Below are 15,995 nucleotides of genomic sequence, written 5' to 3'. Positions count from 1 at the left end.
ATGGCGACGACGGACAGCCCGTGGGGCGAGGCCGCGTACCACCGCCCGCTGCACGCGGTGGCGCTGGTCAAGCAGGTGCCGCTCGGCGACCACCCGGGCGACCTGGACGACAGCGGGCGCCTGCGCAGGGACGGTTTCGCGATGGAGCTCAACCCGTGGTGCCGCCGTGCGGTGACCCGCGCGGTGCAACTCGGCCGGGGCAGCGGCGGCCGCACCACGGTCGTCACGATGGGGCCGCCCGCCGCCGCCGACGTCCTGCGCGAGGCGCTGGCCTGCGGCGCGGACGAGGGCCTGCACGTGTGCGACCCGGCGCTCGCGGGCGCGGACACCCTGGTCACCGCGAAGGCCCTGGCCGCCGCCGTACGGAGCCTGGGCCCGGTGGACCTGGTGCTGACGGGGCACAGCACGCTGGACGGCGGCACCGGCGCGGTCGGGCCGATGGTCGCCGCGCTGCTCGGCCTGCCGTTCGCCGGGCCGGCGCTGTCGATCGAGGCGGTCGGCGGTGACGGGCTGCGCGCCGTACTCCAGCTCGACGCGGTCACCGAGACCGCCGAACTGGCGCTGCCCGCCGCGCTCGCGGTGGCGGAGCGCTCCTGCCGGCCGGCGAAGGCCCCGCCGGCCGCCTGGCCCGCCGCGCCGCAGATCCGCGTCCTGACGCTGGATCAGTTGACCGGCGCCCAGCCGGGGGCCGCGAGTCCCACCCGGGTGCACCGGGTGGAGCGTGTGGCGGCGACCCGCCGCCCGGTGCTCGTGTCTGGCAGCCCGGCGGAACAGGCCGCACAGGCCGTCGCGCTGATCACCGCACGGTTGGCGGCGGCCGACGGCTCCGGCGGCTCCTCGGCCGTCGAGGCCGGTACGTACGCGGGAACCGCCGGGCCGGGGCGTCCCGTTGCCGACCGGCTCGGCCCGGCGGCGGCAACCGGCCTCGCGGCAAAGGGTGTTGCGGCAACCGGCGTCGCGGTTGTCGGCGTCTCGGCACCCGATCCCGCGGCGCCGTCCGCGACCGCCGGCGGACCCGGGCGTACGGCCGTCACCCGCCGGGCGGCGGACCCGTACCCCGCCGGCCTCCCCGGGCCCGCCGTCCTCGCGGTGACCGGCAGCCCCGAGACGGGCGGGCGGGCGCTGATCGGCGAGGCCGCGAGGATCGCGCGGCGGATCGGCGGCCACGTGCTGGCCGTCACGCCGGCCGCGGACCCGGAACAACTCCGCGACTGGGGCGCCGACGCGGCACTGCGGCTCACCGGCGGCGACCCCCGCCCCGCCGCGGCGGCGCTCGCCGGCCGGCTGCGCGGCTCCCGCTCGCCCTGGGCCGTGCTGGGCGGCGCCTCCGCCTGGGACCGCGAGGTCCTGGCCCGCCTCGCGGTGCACCTGGACGCCGGGCTGCTCTCCGACCTGACCGCCACGTCGGTACACCCCGACGCCCGCGGCCGGCTCCGCCTGGTGGGCGGCAAGCCGTCGGGCAACGGCACGCTCGCCGAGGTCGGCAGCGACGGTGTCCCGCAGATCGCCACGTTGCGGACCGGCTCGCTGACCGTGCGGGCCGGGCAGGCCGGCCCCGTCGCGAGCCCCACCCGGATCACCGCCCAGATCACCGCCCCGATCCCCGTCGTGACGCTGGACGTGCCGGCCGATCCGCTGCTGCGGCGCTCGGACCGGCGCACCGAGGACGACTTCGACGCGGTCGAGCGTGCGGCCACGGTCATCGGCCTGGGCGCGGGCGTCGCTCCGGACCACTACGCGGAGGTCGAGCCGCTGCGGGCCCTGCTCGGCGCGGAGTTCGCCGCGACCCGCAAGGTGACCGACGCCGGCGCCCTGCCGCACTGCCGCCAACTGGGCGTCACCGGGCGGAACATCGCCCCGCGGCTGTACGTGGCGCTCGGCGTCTCCGGCAGCCCGCACCACCTGGCCGGTGTGGAGCGCGCGCACACCGTCCTCGCGGTCAACCGCGATCCGGACGCGGCGGTGTTCGCCCACTGCGACATCGGCATCGTGGCCGACTGGCGGGACGTCCTGCCCGCGCTGACCGCCGCGTTCACGCGGGTGCCGGCCGCCGCGTCCACGCCCGAGGCCAGCACCGTCTGAGGCCCGTCGCCTTCAGCAGCGGCCACCGGCCCGATGCCCCCTGCTCTTTCCGTCCCATCCGCCCCGTACCGGGGCCCGAACCATGGAGCCAACCGTGATGCCCTGCCCCCTCACCACCCGTGCCCACCCACGCGGAGGTGGTCGTCCATGAGCGGCCTCGTCCTCGTTCTCACCGTCTTCCTGGCGTGTGCCGTCGAAGCGGTCGAGGCGCTGACCATCGTGCTGGCCGCCGGCACCAGCCGGAACTGGCGCTCGGCGCTGCAAGGCAGCGCGGCGGCGCTGGTCACCCTCGCGATCGTGGTCGCCGCGCTCGGCCCCGCGATCGGGATGATCCCCTTCGAGGCGCTGCGACTGGTGGTGGGCGCTCTGCTGCTGGTCTTCGGGCTCCAGTGGCTCCGCAAGGCCATCCTGCGCGCCTCCGGCCACAAGGCCCTGCACGACGAGGCCGGCGCCTACGCCAAGGAGGTCGCGGCGGCCGGCGCCGCGGCGGGCGGAGGACGCGGCATCGTCACCGACTGGTACGCCTTCACCCTGTCCTTCAAGGGGGTCTTCCTCGAAGGGCTCGAAGTCGCCTTCATCGTCGTGACCTTCGGCAACAACCAGGGCAGCGTGCCGCTGGCGGCGCTCGGCGCGGCGGCCGCGGTGGTCGCGGTCACCGGTGTCGGCCTCGCGGTCCGCGCGCCGCTGGCCCGGGTGCCGGAGAACTCGATGAAGTTCGCCGTCGGCATCATGCTCACCGCCTTCGGCGTCTTCTGGTCCGCCGAGGGCGCCGGGGTCGACTGGCCCGGCGCCGACGCGGCCCTGCTGGTCCTCGTGCCGGTCATCGCGCTGCTCGGCCTCGGCACCGCCGCGCTGCTGCGCCGCACCGACACCGCGGCACCCCCTGCCGCGGCCACCACCGTTCCGCCGGCTCCGGCGGCGAAGGGAAGCATGCCGTGAAGTGGATTCGCTCGTTCGCGCTGTTCTGGTACGACTTCGTCGTCGGCGACGACTGGCGGGTCGCGGTCGGGGTGGTGGTGGCGCTGGGCGCGACCGCCGGCCTGGTGCACGGCGCCGGTGTGAACGCCTGGTGGCTGCCGCCGGTCGCGGTCGCGGTCCTGCTCGGCCTGTCCCTGCGCCGCGCGGTGGCGGCGGCCCGCTGACGCGAGGGGGCCGGGGCAGGGATGCGCGTCCCTGACCCGGCCCCCGGCACCTGAGGCCGTACGTCCGAGGTGCGGGCCGTCCCGCGTGCGGCCGTCCCGTCTGCGGGCGACCCGCGAGAGGCGGCTACTCGCCGCCGCCGACCGCGAGCAGGTACAGCTTGCCGGAGTCGGAGCCCTGGTCGTCGGGGTTCTGGACGGGGACGTTGATGGACGCGCTGACGGTCTTGGAGTGGGTCTCGTTGGGCGGCGTGATGACCATCGTGGTGAACGTGTAGCCGCTGCCGCCGCTGTTGTTGAAGGGGTAGTACAGGACGAAGTCGGTCCCCTCGCCGGGGGCCAGCTTGACGGTGGGCACGTCGCCCCCGCTGTGGCGCGGGACGCTGACGGAGTCCGAGCCGTTCTTCAGGTCGACACCCGCGAAGCCGTGCATCGTGCAGGAGCCGGAACCGGTGTTCTTGAGGTGGACCAGTTCCATGCCCTCCCCCGAGATGCCGTGCTCGGCGGAGATGGCGAGGTTCGAGGTCATGCACATGCTGCCGGACCCCGACCCCGACCCGGAGTTCGAGGAGCCGGAGCCGCCGCCCGTGCTGCTGCCGCCGGTGGAACCGCCGTTGGAGCCGCTGGAGGAACCGCCGCTGGAGGAGGTGTCCTGGCCGGGCGCGGAGCTGGGCGCCAACGTCTGGCCGGAGTCGCTGGACGACGAGGTCGCCCCGGCGGTGTCGGACGACGTCGGTCCGGAGGCGCTGGAGTCGTCGGGGCCGCAAGCCGTCAAGGACAGTCCGGCGGCCACGGCGACCAGAGCGATGACCGAGAGCCTCTTGCTGCTGCGCATTGCCACTCCGTAGATCGGATGCCGGCCCGCACGGTGCGGACCCTTCTGCGTTCATGGAGTTCCGCGGCACCCGAGCCGGTTGCCCGCGGCCATGACCGCGACAACCCCGTGACATGGAGGGATCATGATCGCGACACACGCCACGCGCCGGCCGCATCCCCCATGGGCCCTCCACCCACGGCCGGCATGCTGAGCAATCAGTTCTTCGACGCTGCCCCGTCAGGCGGCGCTGCCGTCCCTAGCTTCTGCCGTATGGGCAGCTACCACGAGATGGATCAGGTATGGCCGCGTACGGCCGGTCGGACGGACGGCGAACTGCGGGTCGGCGGCATCGGGGTCGGTGAACTCGCCGCGCGCTTCGGTACACCGGTCTACGTTCTCGACGAGGACGACTTCCGGGCCCGGTGCGCCGCATGGACGGCCGCGTTCCCGACGGGTGACGTCCACTACGGCGGCAAGGCGTTCCTGGCCCCGGCCCTCGTCGGCTGGTTGCGGGAGCTGGGCCTGTCGCTGGACGTGTGCACCGGCGGCGAGCTGGCGGTGGCCCGGCTGGGGGGCATGCCTCCCGAGCGCGTGGTCTTCCACGGCAACAACAAGTCGGTCGCCGAGCTCCGGGCCGCAGTGGAGTGGGGCATCGGCTGCATCGTCGTGGACTCCTTCCACGAACTGGAGCGCCTGGCGGACCTGGTGCGGGCCGGCGGCGCCCGGCAGCCGGTCATGATCCGGGTGAAGCCGGGGGTGGACGCGGACACGCACGCGGCGTTGGCGACGGGCGGTGAGAACACCAAGTTCGGGCTGTCCATGGCCTCGGGCGAGGCGGCCGAGGCGGTACGCCGGGTGCTGGCCACGCCGGGCCTGGAACTCGTCGGCCTGCACTCGCACATCGGCTCGCAGATCTTCGACCTCGGCTCCTTCACCACCGCGGCCGAGCGCATGGCGCGCTTCCTCAAGGAGGTCGAGGCCGAGCACGGGGTCCGCATCGCCCGGCTGGACCTCGGCGGCGGCCTCGGCGTCCCCTACCTCCCGGGCGGCGAGCCGGCCCCGACACCCGCCGAACTCGCCGACGTGCTCCGGGTGGCGGTGCCCGAGGACGTGCGGCTGGCGGTCGAGCCCGGCCGGTCGATCGCCGCGCCGACGACGGTCGCGGTCTACGAGGTCGGCACGGTGAAGGGACACTACGTCAGCGTCGACGGCGGCATGAGCGACAACCCCCGTCCGGCCACCTACGGTGCCGCGTACACCGCGGTCCTCGCCTCCCGGGCCGGTCAGGCCCCGCCGCGGACGTTCACGATCGTCGGCAAGCACTGCGAGAGCGGGGACGTGCTGGTGCACTCGGTCGAGCTGCCGGGCGACATCCGGCCGGGCGACCTGGTCGCGATCCCCTGCTCCGGCGCCTACCAGCGGTCGGCGGCCGGCAACTACAACCAGGTCCCCCGGCCGCCGGTGGTCGCCGTGCGCGACGGTGCGGCCCGGACCCTGGTCCGCCGCGAGACGCAGGAGGACCTGCTCAGCCTGTTCGTGTGACATGCGCTGCGCGCGCGACGCGAACTGTCGCTGCGATGCGCGCTGTTCGTGTGACGCGCGCTGTTCGTGTGAAGCGCGCTCGCCATCCGCGCGAAGCGGCCGGCCCGACGGGATCGACTGCCCCGTCGTACCGGCCGCTTCGGCGTGCCGTCACTCCCGCGGATCGGTCAGCGGCTGGTCGAGGAAGGTCAGGGTCCTGCCGTCGGCGTCCAACCGGGCCCGCACCCCGACCGGGTAGGTCTGCATCTGCGTGTTGTGGCCGATGTTCACCCCGGCCAGCACCGGAACGCCCAGGTCGCCGAAGCGCTCGGCCAGCATCCGGTCGATGTGCTCGGGGTCCCCGCACTCGGTGAACGTGCCGAGGATGATCCCGGCCACGCCGTCGAGGTAGCTGGTGGCGCGGCGGATCTGGGTGATGATCCGGTCCATCCGGAAGGGCAGTTCGTCGACGTCCTCCAGGAACAGGATCGCGTCCCTGGCCGGATACGACGTGTCCGTGCCGAGGCTGGCCGCGATCAAGGTGGCCGTCCCGCCCAGGGTCAGCCCCTCGGCGACGCCGGGCACCAGCGTCCGTGCTCCCGGGAAGCTCAGCTCCTTCACGTCGGCCGGCGTGTAGAGCAGCTTCATCAGCTCGGTGAAGTCGTACTCCTGCGGACCCTCCCAGAAGCCGCCGCAGGCCACCATCGGCCCGAACAGCGACACCCAGCCCAGTTTGACGGCCAGCGCCTCCAGCAGCGCGGTCACGTCCGAGTAACCGACCACGACCTTCGGGCGGTTCGGGTCGATCCGGCTCCAGTCCACCAGCTCCAGCGTGCGCTGCGAGCCGTAGCCGCCGCAGGCGAGGAACACGGCGGCGTACTCGGGGTCGGTCAGTGCGCGGGTCAGGTCGCCGGCCCGCAGCGCGTCGTCGCCCGCCAGGTAGTCGTACATGCTCCCGGCGTCGCGGGCCGATCCGAAGACCTCCGGCACCAGGCCCACGGACCGCATGGCCGCCAGCCCCGACTCCAGGTGGTCCTGGTTGTCCACGGGCGAGCTGGCGCAGATCACGGCGACGGTGTCGCCGGGCTTCAACCCGGGCGGGCGAAGCAGAGTCATATCTTCTCCAGGGATGTCGAACCGAGCAGATGGCAGGCGGCGCAGGAGGTGTCCGGCGCCAGCACCGGCAGTTCACGGCGGTCGCAGGCGGCCGTGGCGCGGTCGGCCGGCGAGGCGCCGGCCCAGCGGGTGCACCGCGGGTGGAAGCGGCAGCCGGACGGGATCGCGGTCGGGTCCGGCGGCTCACCGGTCAGCAGGGTGGGGCGCCAGTCCTCGGCACCGGTCGGCACCACCGACAGCAGCGCCTTGGTGTAGGGGTGTTGCGGCCGCAGCAGGACCTCCTCGACGGTGCCCTGCTCGACCACCCGGCCCAGGTACATCACGGCCACCCGGTCGGCGATGTTCCAGGCCAGGCCGAGGTCGTGGCTGACCACCAGGGCCGACAGGCCGAGATCGTCGCGCAGCCGCAGCGTGAGCGCCAGGATCTCCCCGCGCACCGAGGCGTCCAGCGACGCCACCGGCTCGTCCGCGACGATGACCGACGGGTTCAGCGCCAGCACGCCGGCGATGACGACGCGCTGCTGCTGCCCGCCGGACAGTTCGTGCGGGTAGCGGCCGAAGAAGTCCTCCGGCGGGCGCAGTCCGGCCCGGGCCATCGCGTCGTGCACGGTGAGCGGCAGCCCGTCGGTGAGCCCGTGCAGCCGCGGGCCCATGGCCACGGCGTCGTAGACGTTCTGCTTCGGGTTGAGGGCGCCGCCCGGGTCCTGGAGGACCAGTTGGGTGTGGCGGCGGTACGCCTTGAGGCCCTTGGCGGTGTAGTCCAGCGGCGTGCCGTCGTAGCGCACCTCGCCGCCGGTCGGCTTCACCAGGCCGACCAGCGAGCGGGCCAGGGTGGACTTGCCGCACCCGGACTCGCCGATGAGCGCGACGATCTCGCCCTTGCCGATCCGCAGGTTGACGCCGTCCACCGCGCGGGCCGGGGCGCGGCCGCGGGAGGCCGGGTAGACCACCGAGAGGTCGCGGACCTCCAGCGCGGGCGTGGACCGGTCGGGGCTGGAGCTGGGTCCCGGACTGGTGCTGGGGCTGGGGTCACGGGTCACCGCGCACCTCCGTGGTCGGGCCGGACGCGTACGCACGCGGCGGAACGGCCGGGCCCGGCCGGCCACAGCAGCATCTCCTCGGTGCGGCAGGAAGGCAGCGCCTCGGAGCAGCGCGCGGCGAAGGCACAGCCCGTGCCGGCCTCCGAGGGCCGGGGCGGGTCGCCCGCGAGGCCGACCGGCGCGCGCCGTGAGGCCGGGTCCCCGATGGTCGGGAAAGCCCGTGACAGCGCCCGGGTGTAGGGGTGTTCCGGCTGCTGGAGCACCTGCTTGGACGGGCCGAGCTCGACGATCCGGCCCGCGTACATGACCGCCAGCCGGTCGCAGGTGTGCGCCAGCAGCGACAGGTCGTGCGTGATCATGATGACGGAGATCCGCGACTCGCGGACCCGCTCGGCCAGCAGCTCCAGGATCTGCGCCTGGACCATGACGTCCAGTGCGGTGGTCGGCTCGTCGGCGATGATCAGGTCCGGGCGGCACGCCAGGGCCATGGCGACCATCACGCGCTGCCGCTGGCCGCCGGAGAACTCGTGCGGATAGCTGCGGACGCGCCGGGACGGGATGCCGACGCTGTCGAGCAGTTCGGCGGCACGGCGCTCGGCGTCCTTCACCCGGGCCCTGTCGTGCAGCACCATCGGTTCGACGATCTGGTCCAGCACGGTGCGCACCGGGTTCAGCGCGCTCATCGCGCCCTGGAACACCACCGACGCACCGGCCCAGCGCACCGCCCGCAGCCGGGCCCAGCTGGTGGTCAGCAGGTTCTCGCCGCGGAACAGCACCTCCCCGCTGACCTTCGCGGAACGGTCCTGCAGGCGCAGCAGGCTCAGCGCCATCGTGGACTTGCCGCAGCCGGACTCCCCGGCGACACCGAGGGTGTCGCCGGCGGAGAGGGTGAAGTCGACGCCCCGCACGGCGGGGACGAACCGGTTCCCCTGGCGGTAGGCGACCTGGAGGTCGCGGACCTCCAGCAGGGGTGGGTCGGCGGTGGCGGCGGCGTCGGCCGCCGCCGCGGTCTGGGCGGTCACTTGTTCTCCATCCGCGGGTCGAGCACGTGTTCCACGGCGCGGCCGGTGAGCGTGAAGCCCAGCACCACCACGAGGATCGCCAGGCCCGGGGGCAGCAGGTACCACCACGCGTCGGCGGTGAACGCGCCGTTGAAGAAGGCGTCGTTGAGCATCTCGCCCCAGGTGACGCTGGCCGGGTTGCCGAGGCCGAGGAAGGTGAGCGTGGCCTCCGACAGCAGTGATCCGGCGACCGTCAGGGTGCTGGAGACCAGGATCAGCGGCATCACGTTCGGCAGCACCTGGCGCACCATGATCTGACGGTCGCCGGCCCCCAGCGCGCGGGCCCGTTCGACGAACGGCCGCGCCTCGACGGCGAGGGTCTGCGCCCGCACCAGCCGCGCGGTGGCGGTCCAGGAGGTGGCCGCGATGGCGATGGTGATCGACGTCTCGCCCTGGCCCAGCACGGCCGCCAGCGAGATCGCCAGCGGCAGGCTGGGCAGCGCGATGAACCAGTCGGTGACGTGCATCAGCGCCCGGCCGACCACGCCCCCGTAGTGGCCGGCGACGATGCCCACCCCGGCGCCGATGACGACGGTCAGCGCGGTGGCGATGATGCCGATCCGCAGCGACTCCCGCGAGCCCCAGATCAGCAGCAGCAGGACGTTGCGGCCGGCCAGGTCGGTGCCGAGCGGGTAGTGCGCGCTGGGCGCGGCGAGCAGCGGTCCGTCCACCTTGGTGACGTCCAGCTGGTCGGGGCCGATGAACAGCGGTGCGAACAGCGCCAGCAGGGAGAACAGCAGCAGGACCGCGAGCCCGGCCACTCCGGCGGGGCGGCGGATGAAGGCTTTGCCGAAGCGGCGTGCTCCGGCGAACCTGACCGGGACGGCCGAGGCGACGTCCTGCGCGGTGACGATCTGCGCGGCCGTCACTGGGCGCGCACCCGCGGGTCGAGGAACCGGTAGGCGAGGTCCGCCAGCAGATTCATGATGATCACACTCGCACTGAAGACGATGAAGGTGCCCTGGAGCAGCGGCAGGTCGGGAATCTTGAGCGCCTCGTAGGTGAGGTCGCCGAGGCCGGGCCAGGAGAAGACCGCCTCGACCGTGACCGCGCCGCTGATCAGCGTGCCGAGGTGCATGAAGATCATGGTCACCGAGGGCAGCAGGGCGTTGGGCAGCGCGTGCCGGCGGCGTACGGCGTCGTCGGTGAGGCCCTTGGCGCGGGCGGTCAGCAGGTAGGGGCTGCCCTTCTCCTCGATGATCGAGGACCGCATGATCGTCACGTACTGGGCGTAGACGACCAGGACCATGGTCAGCGCCGGCAGGACCAGGTGCTTGGCGACGTCCACGTAGTGCGTCATCCCGGTCTGCGGCAGGGTCGGGTCGCTCATGCCGCCGACCGGCAGGAAGCCGTGGATCGGGCCGATCCCGACGCTGCACACCATCAGCAGGATCATGCCCAGCCAGAAGGTCGGCACCGACCACAGGGTGAGCGCGGTGGAGGAGGTGATCCGGTCGAACCGGCTGCCGGCCCGCCAGCCGCTGCGCTGGCCGAGCCACAGCCCGAGCAGCACCGAGATGGCGAACGACGTGCCCATCAGCAGCAGGGTCGGGCCCAGACGGTTCATCGCCAGCGACGCCACCGACTGCCGGTACTCCCAGGAGTAGCCGAGCCGCCCGTGCAGCGTGTCGTTGACGAAGTCCAGGAACCGCTGCCACATCGGCTTGTCCAGGCCCAGCTGGACCCGCAACTGGGCGAGTTGGGCCTGGCTGACCGGGCGGCCGCGGGTCATGGTGCGCACCGGGTCGGACGGCATCACGTTGAACAGCACGAAGCCGATGACCAGGGTGACCGCGAAACTGACCACCGCGGCCGCGAGCTTGCCGACGAGGTAGCCGCCCCACGCCGTCCGCAGCGAGCGCCGCGGCTTCGGGGCGGACAGCGGCACTTCGAGGGCCGGTTCGGCCACGGCGTCGGGGCTACTCACGGTCGTCGGCCCCCGCCCGGCGCCGGAGGACGACGGCACCCGCGCCGACCACGATCACGGCGGCGGCGATGCCGAGCCCGATACCCAGACCGCCCGACGACGAGGAGCCGCCGTGCTCCACCGGTGTCGCCTTCAGATACGTCCAGAAGGAGTTCTGCGCCGGGTAGAAGCCCTGGGCGTCCGGCTTGCCGACCCTCTCACCGGTGACCTTCGAGGAGGAGGCGGTCTTCTGCGTCTGGTTGTAGAGCATCACATCCACGTCGGCGTCGTAGAGGATCTGCTGCATCTGCCCGACGACCTTCACCCGCTGCGCCGGATCGAACAGGCTCTGCTGGCGTGCCTGCAGCTTGTCGTAGGCGGGATCGCAGAAGAACGCGTCGGTGTTGCCGCCGTTGCCCTGGTCGTTGGGAAGCGTGGCGCAGCTCTGGATGCCGAGGAGGTAGGTCGGGTCGGGGCCGGTGGTCCACGCGTCCATCAGCATGTCCCAGTCGCCCTTGCCCAGGTCGCTGTTGAGCGCGGACATGCTCATCGGCTCCAGCTTCACCTTGATACCGATCGCCTTGAGCCAGCCGGCCAGGTACGGGGCGATCGACGCGTCGGTGGCGTCGTCGGAGTGAATGCCCAGCCGCAGGTCCAGCGGCTTGCCGGTCTTCGGATCGATCCGGATTCCGTCCGAGCCGCGCTTGTAGCCGGCCTTGTCCAGCAGCTGGTTGGCCCGGGCCGGGTCGTAGCCCTGCCGCTCGCCGGCAGACGGCTTCCACACCCACTGGGACCAGGCCGGCGGCAGGTAGCCCTCCCCGACGGTGCCGTAGCCGTCGACGACCTTCTTGACCAGCGTCTGCTTGTCGATGCTCAGGGCGATCGCGCGGCGCAGCCGCGGGTCGCTCAGCGCCGGGTTCCCGGTGCCGATCGGCTTGCCGCTGCGGGACTTGGCGCCGGGGTTGATCTCCAGCCCGGTCCAGCCGTTGCCGACCGTCTGCGCGGTGTCGACGCCGGTGACGTGCGTCAGCGACTTGAACTCGGTGGAGTTGATGACGCCGCCGGGGATGTAGTCGAGCTGGCCCGACCGCAGCGCCGCGACGGCACTGTCACTGGTCTTGTAGAGCTGCTCTATCAGGTGGTCGTACTTCGGCGCGCCCAGCACGAAGGACTTGTTCGCGTCGAGCGTGGCGTACTGACCGGTCTTGTAACCGGTGAGCGTCCAGGGGCCGTAGCCGACCACCGGGTAGGAGTCGTTCTTGTAGTCCTTGAGATCGGCGACGTGCGACTTCCAGATGTGCTCCGGCACGATCGGGATGCCCTCGACCGGGATGCTGACGTAGTTCAGGTTGGACTGGGGCTGCTTGGTCCTGATCACCAGCGTGGTGGGGTCGGGCGCGGTCACCGACTGGAAGCCGGACACCAGCGTGCCGTTGGCGGTGCCGGCGATCTCGTCGGTCATGATCAGGTGGAACGTCCAGGCCGCGTCCTCGGCGGTGAGCGGCTGCCCGTCGCTCCACTTCAGGCCGTCGCGGATCTTGAAGGTCCAGGTGAGGTGGTCCGGCGAGACGTTCCAGGACGTGGCGAGGTAGGGGCTCGGCTTGCCGCTCTGGTCGATGGTGGTGAGCGACGGGTAGATGGCGCCGAAGAGGTCGAGCGAGCCGTTGAAGTAGGCCAGGAACGGATTGAGGGTGTCCACCCCCGAGCTGTCCATGGCGACGCTCAGCGTCGTCCCGGACTTGGTGCTCGGGGACGCGGCACCCGCGGAGGTCGTCAGGCCGGCCGGGCCGGCCAGGAGGATGCCGCTGACTGCGGCCACGGCCAGGGCCGCACGCAGTCTGCGGGGTGTGCGCAAAACCATCTCGGGTCTCCGTTGCTGGGGAGGGCAGGGGACGGTGCCGCCTCGGGCGAGTGCTCGGGACCGGTCAGAGGGTGACTGACCGGCACGCTCGCGTTGAAGCCGGGTTTCGTCGGTGCGTACGCGGTCGCCGGCGGCGGCGCCGAACACGTAATGCCGGGGGTCGAGGTCGACGCGGGTGCGGCCGACACGACATCGGACCCGAACTGCCGAGGGGTGCGGGCCTCGGCCTTGACCGCCTGGTCGGGCGGAGCGGGCGGACGGGCGTCACGCGCTGCGGGAGCGCCTGCCGCGCCGCCTTCCGTTCCCGGGGTCGCAGGGGATGCCGGGGTCGCCGGTACCGCCCGTGCTGCCGGTGCTTCCGGTGCTTCCGGTGCCGGACCTGGTCGGCCGGGAGCGCCGGGTCGTGGCGTCTGCGGCACGCACCCCGGTGTCGGCCGTCGAAAGGACGGGTGGCGCCGAAGCGGCATCCGCTGGCATGGCAGCACCTCACGTTCGCCTGGAGGTCAAGTGGTTGAAGACTGGCAAGCCCTCGCAGAACGGCAAGGACCCGTGCGCGCTTGCGTCTCTGAGCATCGAAGACTTCGATGCCCGTAGGCCGGCGTCATGACCGCGCCGTACCGTCCGCCGAACACGAAGTGGTCCGTGAGCGGCCAGATCTTCAACGCTTCGATGCCGGCGCCGTCCGCGGACCGCACGCTGGGTCCGTCCGTGCCCGCCCCCAGCACACCAGCGAGGAAGCCCATGTCCCTGCCTTCAACTGCCGTACGCAGCCGCCGGATACGTTCCGACGCCGGTACGGCCGCCCCGCGCCTCGGCGGTACCGGGCACGGTGCCGCCGGCCGGATCAGTCGCGCCGACCGGACGGGCGCCGGTGCCGTGGCCGTGGACGGTGCCGGTGCCGGTGCCGCAGCCGTGGACGGCTCCGGGGATGGCTTCGCGCCCACCGAGGTGCGGTGAACGTGTCCCACTTCGACCTCCTGGTCCGCGGCGCGGACATCGCGGACGGGACCGGCCGGCCGCTGATCGCCGGGCAGGTCGCCGTCACCGGCGGCCGGGTCCGCGTGCTGCCGCCCCGCGCTCCGGCCACCGCCGACCGGATACTCGACGTACCCGGGCATGTCGTGGCGCCCGGCTTCATCGACGCGCACACGCACTCCGACCTGACCACGCTGGACAACTCCGGGACCCTGCCGGCGCACGCCGCCGTGCTCCAGGGCGTGACCGTCGAGATCTGCGGCAACTGCGGGGACAGCGCGTTCCCGGCGCCGTACCCGGACTTCGCGGCGTTCGGCCGCGCGCACGCCGCGGCGGGCCGGGCGAACCACCTGGCCGCCCTGGTCGGCCACGGCACGCTGCGCGGCGCCGTGGTGGGCCACGCCGCCCGCGCCGCCACCCCGGACGAACTCGCCGCCATGTGCCGGGTGCTGGACGAGGCGCTCGCCTCGGGCGCGGCCGGCCTGTCGACGGGCCTGATCTACACGCCCGGCTCCTTCGCCGACACCGCCGAGGTGACCGCGCTCGCGGCGGTGGCGGCCCGCCACGGCAAGCCGTACGTGACGCATCTGCGCGACGAGATGTCCCAGGTCGAGGCCGCGCTCGACGAGGCGGTGCGGATCGCCCGCGACAGCGGCGCCGCGCTGCACGTCTCGCACCACAAGACGGCCGGCCGGCACGGCTGGGGCGGCACCGAGCGGACGCTGCCCCACCTGCGCCGGCTCCGCGCCGACGGCATGGACGTGACCTGCGACGTCTACCCCTACACCGCGGGAAGCACCGCGCTCGCGGCCATGCTGCCGCCGTGGGCACACGACGGCGGGCAGGACCGCCTGTTGGAGCGGCTGCGCGACGCCGGACAGCGCGCCCGGATGCGCGCGGCCATCGCGGACGGCGTGGCCGGCTGGGAGAACACCGTCGGCAACGGAGGCTGGGACCGGATCTCGGTGGCAGGCGCCGCGCGGCATCCGGAACTCCAGGGGCGGACGATCGCGGACATCGCCGCCGAGCGCGGTGCCGACGCCGTCGACGTGGTGGCCGAACTGCTGCTGGCCGAAGCGGGCGACGTGACGATCATCAGCCACTCGATGCGGGAGGACGACGTCCGGCGGGTGCTCGCCGTGCCGTTCTCGATGATCGGCTCGGACGGGGTGCCCAAGCCGGGGCTGCCGCATCCGCGCTGGGCCGGGACGTTCGCGAAGGTCCTCGGGCACTACGTACGCGAGTTGGGCCTGCTGACGCTGCCCGAGGCGGTGCACAAGATGACCGGCGCCACCGCGGCCCGGTTCGGCCTGGCCGGACGGGGCGTACTGCGCGACGGGGGCCACGCCGACCTGGTCGTCTTCGATCCGGCGGCGGTCGCCGACCGTGCCACCTTCGCCGAACCCCTGCTCGCGCCGAGCGGCGTCCGGCTGGTCGTGGTGGCGGGCGCGGTCGTCGCGGAGGACGGCGAGATGACCTCGGCGCGGCCGGGGCAGGTGCTGGCGTGCTGAGCGCCGTCCCACCGGAGCTGCCCGGCATCCCGCCCGGCACCGTGTCCGGCATCCCGCCCGACGCCCTGCCCGGCACCCTGTCCGTCATGGTCCCCGGCGTCCTGGAGCACCAGCCGCACCGGGTGCGGCCGCTCGCCAGCGTCGGCAAACTGCTGCTCCTGGCCGAGGTCGCGCGCGGCCTCACCGGCGGCGATCTGGACCCCGGCGAGCCGTTCGACCTGCTCGACGAGGACTACTGCGGCGGCTCCGGACTGCTGACCGCGCTGTCCGCCCGGCGCTGGACCGTCCCCGACCTGGCGCTGCTCACCGCGGCCGTGAGCGACAACACCGCGACCAACGCCCTGATCCGCCGGGTCGGCCTCGACCGGGTCAACCAGGGGGCGGACGCGCTGGGGCTCGTCCGCACCCGGGTCCTCGACCGCATCCGCGAACCCCGGTCGCCGGCCCACCCGCCGACCTTCGCGGTCGGCACCGCGGCGGAACTGGCCGGGCTCGCGCGGCGGATCGCCGCCGACGAGCCGTGGGCGCGCCTGCTGCTCGGCTGGATGGCCGGGTGCGGCGACCGCAGCATGGTGCCGGCGCTGATCCCGCACGACCCCGAGGACAGCACGGTCCGCGATGTCCCGAGCACGTCGCTGTGGGTCGCGAACAAGACCGGCACCGATGTCGGGGTCCGCTGCGACGTCGGCGTGGTGCGCGGCACCCGGCAGGTCTGCTACGCCGTGCTGGGCTCGAGCCGTCCGGGGCACGAGTTCGAGACGTTGCAGGCCATGCGGACGGTCGGGGCGCAGATCGCCGCAGCCGCGCGCTGACCCTCCGCCCGGGCCCCGCCCGGATGGCCCGCGGGCCGATCCCCCCGTCACCGATTCGGGCCGCACGGGCGGGGCGGGCCGGGCGGGGGGCAGGTCGCCGCGGACCGGCCGATACGGACCCGCGCCGGTCGGCCGTACGGTCAGCCCGCGCCCG

Annotated in this window: 15 protein-coding genes; 8 read left to right on the top strand and 7 right to left on the bottom strand. The window is 73.4% G+C overall.

Features of this window, described 5'->3' with window-relative positions; genetic code table 11:
• The 3 genes from OG370_RS34300 to OG370_RS34290 all read left to right on the top strand — a co-directional run bounded on the left by OG370_RS34300 (nucleotide 1) and on the right by OG370_RS34290 (nucleotide 3,224).
• A complete protein-coding gene (locus OG370_RS34300; protein ID WP_328471177.1) occupies nucleotides 1–2,082 on the top strand; it encodes an FAD-binding protein in 2,082 nt (693 codons plus the stop codon).
• A 147-nt stretch (nucleotides 2,083–2,229) separates the two neighbouring features.
• The gene (locus OG370_RS34295; protein WP_328471175.1) at nucleotides 2,230–3,021 is read left to right on the top strand and encodes a COG4280 domain-containing protein; all 792 of its coding nucleotides are present in this window, start codon (nucleotides 2,230–2,232) and stop codon (nucleotides 3,019–3,021) included.
• Nucleotides 3,018–3,224, top strand: coding sequence for a hypothetical protein (locus OG370_RS34290; protein ID WP_328471173.1), 207 nt, complete (start codon nucleotides 3,018–3,020; stop codon nucleotides 3,222–3,224). Before OG370_RS34295 ends, OG370_RS34290 begins: the two co-directional genes overlap by 4 nt.
• A gap of 124 nt (nucleotides 3,225–3,348) precedes the next feature.
• Here the strand turns inward: OG370_RS34290 and OG370_RS34285 are convergent, their stop codons facing one another.
• Complete coding sequence (locus OG370_RS34285) at nucleotides 3,349–3,750, bottom strand: DUF4232 domain-containing protein (protein ID WP_328471171.1); 402 nt, start codon at nucleotides 3,748–3,750, stop codon at nucleotides 3,349–3,351.
• On the opposite strand from OG370_RS34285, the gene OG370_RS34280 reads away from it, so the two are divergent.
• Both OG370_RS34280 and lysA read left to right on the top strand, forming a co-directional pair.
• Nucleotides 3,749–4,069 carry a hypothetical protein gene (locus tag OG370_RS34280; protein WP_328471169.1) on the top strand — a complete coding sequence of 107 codons (321 nt, stop codon included), beginning with the start codon at nucleotides 3,749–3,751 and terminating at the stop codon, nucleotides 4,067–4,069. The genes OG370_RS34285 and OG370_RS34280 overlap by 2 nt on opposite strands.
• A 149-nt stretch (nucleotides 4,070–4,218) precedes the next feature.
• Nucleotides 4,219–5,580 (top strand): diaminopimelate decarboxylase, encoded by a 1,362-nt coding sequence (gene lysA / locus OG370_RS34275; protein WP_443060800.1) that lies wholly within the window; start codon nucleotides 4,219–4,221, stop codon nucleotides 5,578–5,580.
• A gap of 150 nt (nucleotides 5,581–5,730) precedes the next feature.
• Here the strand turns inward: lysA and OG370_RS34270 are convergent, their stop codons facing one another.
• From OG370_RS34270 to OG370_RS34245, 6 genes are read right to left on the bottom strand one after another with little or no spacing between them, the layout of a single operon-like run.
• Entirely contained in the window at nucleotides 5,731–6,675 is a 945-nt protein-coding gene (locus OG370_RS34270) for a S66 peptidase family protein (protein ID WP_328471165.1), read from the bottom strand.
• The gene (locus OG370_RS34265; protein WP_443060799.1) at nucleotides 6,672–7,715 is read right to left on the bottom strand and encodes an ABC transporter ATP-binding protein; all 1,044 of its coding nucleotides are present in this window, start codon (nucleotides 7,713–7,715) and stop codon (nucleotides 6,672–6,674) included. Before OG370_RS34265 ends, OG370_RS34270 begins: the two co-directional genes overlap by 4 nt.
• The gene (locus OG370_RS34260) at nucleotides 7,712–8,737 is read right to left on the bottom strand and encodes an ABC transporter ATP-binding protein (protein ID WP_328471163.1); all 1,026 of its coding nucleotides are present in this window, start codon (nucleotides 8,735–8,737) and stop codon (nucleotides 7,712–7,714) included. The genes OG370_RS34265 and OG370_RS34260 overlap by 4 nt, the downstream gene beginning before the upstream one ends.
• Nucleotides 8,734–9,645 (bottom strand): ABC transporter permease, encoded by a 912-nt coding sequence (locus tag OG370_RS34255; RefSeq protein WP_328471161.1) that lies wholly within the window; start codon nucleotides 9,643–9,645, stop codon nucleotides 8,734–8,736. The genes OG370_RS34260 and OG370_RS34255 overlap by 4 nt, the downstream gene beginning before the upstream one ends.
• The gene (locus tag OG370_RS34250) at nucleotides 9,642–10,703 is read right to left on the bottom strand and encodes an ABC transporter permease (protein WP_328471160.1); all 1,062 of its coding nucleotides are present in this window, start codon (nucleotides 10,701–10,703) and stop codon (nucleotides 9,642–9,644) included. Before OG370_RS34250 ends, OG370_RS34255 begins: the two co-directional genes overlap by 4 nt.
• Nucleotides 10,696–12,543: an ABC transporter substrate-binding protein gene (locus OG370_RS34245; protein WP_328471158.1), complete on the bottom strand. Its 1,848-nt coding sequence runs from the start codon at nucleotides 12,541–12,543 to the stop codon at nucleotides 10,696–10,698. The genes OG370_RS34250 and OG370_RS34245 overlap by 8 nt, the downstream gene beginning before the upstream one ends.
• 741 nt (nucleotides 12,544–13,284) lie before the next feature.
• On the opposite strand from OG370_RS34245, the gene OG370_RS34240 reads away from it, so the two are divergent.
• The 3 genes from OG370_RS34240 to OG370_RS34230 are packed head-to-tail and all read left to right on the top strand — an operon-like array spanning nucleotide 13,285 to nucleotide 15,841.
• The gene (locus OG370_RS34240) at nucleotides 13,285–13,500 is read left to right on the top strand and encodes a hypothetical protein (RefSeq protein WP_328471156.1); all 216 of its coding nucleotides are present in this window, start codon (nucleotides 13,285–13,287) and stop codon (nucleotides 13,498–13,500) included.
• Nucleotides 13,501–13,502: 2 nt separating this feature from the next.
• Nucleotides 13,503–15,029, top strand: a complete 1,527-nt coding sequence (locus OG370_RS34235) for an N-acyl-D-amino-acid deacylase family protein (protein ID WP_328471154.1) — start codon at nucleotides 13,503–13,505, stop codon at nucleotides 15,027–15,029.
• Complete coding sequence (locus OG370_RS34230) at nucleotides 15,023–15,841, top strand: serine hydrolase (protein WP_328471152.1); 819 nt, start codon at nucleotides 15,023–15,025, stop codon at nucleotides 15,839–15,841. Before OG370_RS34235 ends, OG370_RS34230 begins: the two co-directional genes overlap by 7 nt.
• The last annotated feature ends 154 nt before the right edge of the window (nucleotides 15,842–15,995 follow it).

The organism is Streptomyces sp. NBC_00448 (genome assembly GCF_036014115.1).
Taxonomy (GTDB): Bacteria; Actinomycetota; Actinomycetes; order Streptomycetales; family Streptomycetaceae; genus Actinacidiphila.
Note: the sequence above shows the minus strand (reverse complement) of the source record. Positions and strands in the feature narration are given on the sequence as shown.

Excerpts from the sequence above, each read along its gene's own strand:
- OG370_RS34245 (WP_328471158.1), bottom strand. The coding sequence starts at position 12,543 with ATGGTTTTGCGCACACCCCGCAGACTGCGTGCGGCCCTGGCCGTGGCC.
- OG370_RS34240 (WP_328471156.1), top strand. The coding sequence starts at position 13,285 with ATGTCCCTGCCTTCAACTGCCGTACGCAGCCGCCGGATACGTTCCGAC.
- OG370_RS34285 (WP_328471171.1), bottom strand. The coding sequence starts at position 3,750 with ATGACCTCGAACCTCGCCATCTCCGCCGAGCACGGCATCTCGGGGGAG.
- OG370_RS34280 (WP_328471169.1), top strand. The coding sequence starts at position 3,749 with ATGCACATGCTGCCGGACCCCGACCCCGACCCGGAGTTCGAGGAGCCG.
- OG370_RS34300 (WP_328471177.1), top strand. The coding sequence starts at position 1 with ATGGCGACGACGGACAGCCCGTGGGGCGAGGCCGCGTACCACCGCCCG.
- OG370_RS34295 (WP_328471175.1), top strand. The coding sequence starts at position 2,230 with ATGAGCGGCCTCGTCCTCGTTCTCACCGTCTTCCTGGCGTGTGCCGTC.
- OG370_RS34270 (WP_328471165.1), bottom strand. The coding sequence starts at position 6,675 with ATGACTCTGCTTCGCCCGCCCGGGTTGAAGCCCGGCGACACCGTCGCC.
- lysA (WP_443060800.1), top strand. The coding sequence starts at position 4,219 with ATGGGCCCTCCACCCACGGCCGGCATGCTGAGCAATCAGTTCTTCGAC.